5 protein-coding genes are annotated in these 3,526 nt (G+C 32.6%); all 5 read right to left on the reverse strand.

The window, feature by feature from the left end; all coding sequences use genetic code 11:
• Positions 1-274: 274 nt before the first annotated feature.
• The 5 genes from M2139_RS14130 to ssb all read right to left on the reverse strand — a co-directional run bounded on the left by M2139_RS14130 (position 275) and on the right by ssb (position 3,256).
• Positions 275-586, reverse strand: coding sequence for a hypothetical protein (locus M2139_RS14130; protein WP_280739504.1), 312 nt, complete (start codon positions 584-586; stop codon positions 275-277).
• Positions 587-744: 158 nt separating this feature from the next.
• Positions 745-945: a hypothetical protein gene (locus M2139_RS14135; protein ID WP_280739540.1), complete on the reverse strand. Its 201-nt coding sequence runs from the start codon at positions 943-945 to the stop codon at positions 745-747.
• Between the two features lie 67 nt (positions 946-1,012).
• Positions 1,013-1,618 (reverse strand): recombinase family protein, encoded by a 606-nt coding sequence (locus M2139_RS14140; RefSeq protein ID WP_280739503.1) that lies wholly within the window; start codon positions 1,616-1,618, stop codon positions 1,013-1,015.
• Positions 1,619-2,083: 465 nt separating this feature from the next.
• Positions 2,084-2,590 (reverse strand): hypothetical protein, encoded by a 507-nt coding sequence (locus M2139_RS14145; RefSeq protein ID WP_280739541.1) that lies wholly within the window; start codon positions 2,588-2,590, stop codon positions 2,084-2,086.
• A 174-nt stretch (positions 2,591-2,764) separates the two neighbouring features.
• Positions 2,765-3,256: a single-stranded DNA-binding protein gene (gene ssb, locus M2139_RS14150; RefSeq protein ID WP_280739501.1), complete on the reverse strand. Its 492-nt coding sequence runs from the start codon at positions 3,254-3,256 to the stop codon at positions 2,765-2,767.
• Positions 3,257-3,526: the final 270 nt, after the last annotated feature.

Raw genomic sequence — 3,526 nt, forward strand, 5'->3', positions numbered from 1 at the left:
TCTACAATTTTCAAAAAGTTACTGATAGAAAGTAGATAAAATAATATCAGTGAAAATAACTCAAAAAGTTATTAAGAAAGTATTAAGATGTTGCGCTTAAACTTGACAAACGCCGGTCTATACCAACTTTGTATAATATATCTTATGTAAACTAACTTTTTCCCAGCGCAGCGACTTTTGATTTATGATTTAACAATTCCATAGCCAGATCCATTTTAGCTTTGTTAAAAAAAACACTCCATGTATACTTTCCTTTTTTTCTAATTGTTAATATTCACAACCTTTTTCTTTTAATCATTAAATAGGTCAAAATATAGAGTAGTATTATTGTAGTCAAATATAAAATAGCAATTAAATATATACTACTAAATGGTCTAAGTACAATAACTGTAACAAGCATTATAACACCACCGACAATCCATAAATTTCCAGTTGTCTCATTTACCAGCTCTTTCTCATTTTTAAATAGTAGTATTAGCGGATTATTCCAAGTTTTTCTTTTGAATTTTTTAAATAGTACACCACCTAGAATTAGAATAATACTCGGAGCTACAGAAAAAACAATTTTGAAGATACTCTCTTCCATCTAAATCATCTCCTTATTTGAAATCCATTTTTTGAAAAGTAACATATCCTATTACCCAAAAAGCTGCTATATAAATAGCTAGCACAGGAATTACTCTTACTGCGTCTTTCACTATCTCTGACGCCGTAGATAGTTCTATTAAACTTTGATTTCATATCTCATTTCTTCCTTTTATCTAACAAATCACTAACAAATAGATACAACATAACAGTAAAAACAACAAATAAAACAATATCAAGTATAAATTTCAATACTCCGAATACTGCAATACCCAATCCGATAACTGTCCCTGCGACGACTGTGATTATACCCACGACAATGAAAATCATAGCAAGTATTACAAATAGTCCTAGTGCCATTTAACTCACCTCTAATAATTTTTCTTTTTTAATTAGGAATAATGACGATTTTTATAAGAAATTAGCTTTAACATCTTTTTTCTTTTTTTATTCTATACACCGTTTGACGAGTAACTCCATAATCTTTTGCAATCTTTGCAATTGCAACACCAGCAGTTAAATCATTAACTATATTTTTGTAAATGACTCTTTTTTGAGGATCCTTCGCATTTTCATCATATAATTTTGGTCTGCCTCTGTATGTACCACGCTCTTTGGCAAGTTTTATTCCTTGAGCCTGTCTGCGTTTTGATTCAGTCCGCTCTTGCTCCGCAATCATGGCCAGAATTTGAACAATAAGGTCTTTTACGAATTTATCCAATAATGGATTCCCAATTGCTTCAGCCATGATTGGCAAGCTAGTAATTATTAGCTGGACATTCTTTTGCTTCAATAAATTCACAGTATCAATAATTTCATCATAATTTCTGCCTAAACGATCAATTGCCTCTACCATTAGAATATCTGTGTCTCGAACGAATTTTAAGGCTTCTTGAAAAACTGGACGTTGATCAATCGTTGCTCCAGATTTTTTTTCAATAAAAAACTTCTCCGCACCAAATTTTTTAAACTCTTCAATTTGACGATCTAAGTTTTGTTCTTCTGAAGAAACTCTTGCATATGCAACTTTCATTTAATCACCTTTTTGGATTCTATTTATCACACACCCTAATCATACACCATAAATACTATTTTATCAATATAGCCTATATGTCTATTTTGGGTACACCCTAATTAGACACCACATATAAAAATTATCTATTTACTCACTTTTCAATTCTTTTTAAGTTTTAACAATATGAATCTTTGAAACTTTTCACATCTTCAGCAAAAATTGAGTGTACAGAAATATCTGCACACTCAATTCTATTACTTATTGACTTTCCTACTTTTACTAATTGTTACCAATTGCCATAAAATAAAGATTATGGTAACACCGAAACCACTGCCGGTAAATTGCCTATTAATCATGTACTCAACAGAAATTCCAAGTACACTAGAAATTACAGCAATTATTATAACACTTAAATAAGGATGTTTATTTGTGTATTTAATCCATTTGTCATACATTGATAATCACAACCTTATCTCTATTAAATTATTCTGTTTTATACTCAGTAGCAACAACTCTACCTGCCGCATCATAACCAGATCTCATATAGAACCCAATCCAGCCATTATTATTTTTGTCCCAATTGTCTGCAACTGCCACTCCTGGTGAAGATCCTAATTCAGTCCAACTAGCAGCAGTTAGTAATCCACCAATAACCCAACCAGGAATCCCAAACATGGCCACAGAAGCACCTAATCCAGCATAAAATGCTGCGTTAATAGCATTAGCTGCTACACCTGTTGTTACAGCAATATTGGTGTAATTCCAGCTTCCCCATTTAGAAACATATACACGAGCTTTATTATCAGATTTAGTGACAACAAATGAGCCATCTACATCTTCTCTTATTGAAACACCTGGTTCTAAAGTATCTTCAATGACAACACTGCCAGCTTCAATATTTGCTTCAGCAGCAAGTACAGTAATACCAGGAGTAATAATTGATCCTACTAAACAACAAACACTTACAATACCTAAAATATGCTTTCTCAAAACTAACACCCTCTCTTTCTCTTAGTTTAAGTAGTAGGATAATAATATTAATTAGACTAATTATTAGTATATCTATTAACTACACTTTCATTATATACCAATTACACAAAAAATCAATATACAAAGCTATAAACATACACAATCGCAACTATACCATTCTGATTGTGAAATGAATTAAAAAGGAAGATCATCGTCTGAAATATCGATCGGATTAGAAGCGTTTTGAAACGGATCAGTTTCTGGACTGTGATATTTTTGTTCATTTACTTGTTGACTATTTGCCCCTACAGGTGCTTGCGCTGCTCCGTTATTTTCATTAGAAGCATTTTGTCTTTGTTGCGAAACATCTTTTGACTCAAGCATTTGAAAATTATCAGCAATTACTTCAGTCACAAAGACTCTTTGCCCTTGTTGATTTTCATAATTTCTTGTTTGAAGTCGACCAGTTACACCAATCAAAGCACCTTTTCGTCCAAAATTAGCCAAAGTTTCAGCTGACTTGCGCCAAATCACACAATTAATGAAATCTGCCTCTCTATTTCCATCTTGATTTGTATAATTACGATTCACTGCCAAGGTGAAAGTTGCGACCGCAATTCCACTTTGCGTGTATCGTAAATCCGGATCTTTCGTTAGTCTTCCTACTAAAACAACATTGTTAATCATAAATCTGCACCTCTTTCTATTTATTATGCTGAATTACTTTCTCTAGCAATTCTCATTTCATCATGCTATAATATACACGAAAAGGGACGTACTAGTAATACGCCCCCCAAGTAATTGATCCACTCCGATTTAGATCGGTAGCATTGTTTTATTAACTAAAAAAAGCCGTCAAACTCGGAACTGACCCCAATTAGTGGGACACATTCAAAAAAGCATTGATTAGATTGCAGATTTCCGATATTCAATCGGTGATTTGTAGTCTAATTTTTG

Origin of the sequence: Enterococcus sp. PF1-24 (assembly GCF_029893325.1) — a bacterium.
In the GTDB taxonomy this organism is placed as follows: Bacteria; Bacillota; Bacilli; order Lactobacillales; family Enterococcaceae; genus HY326.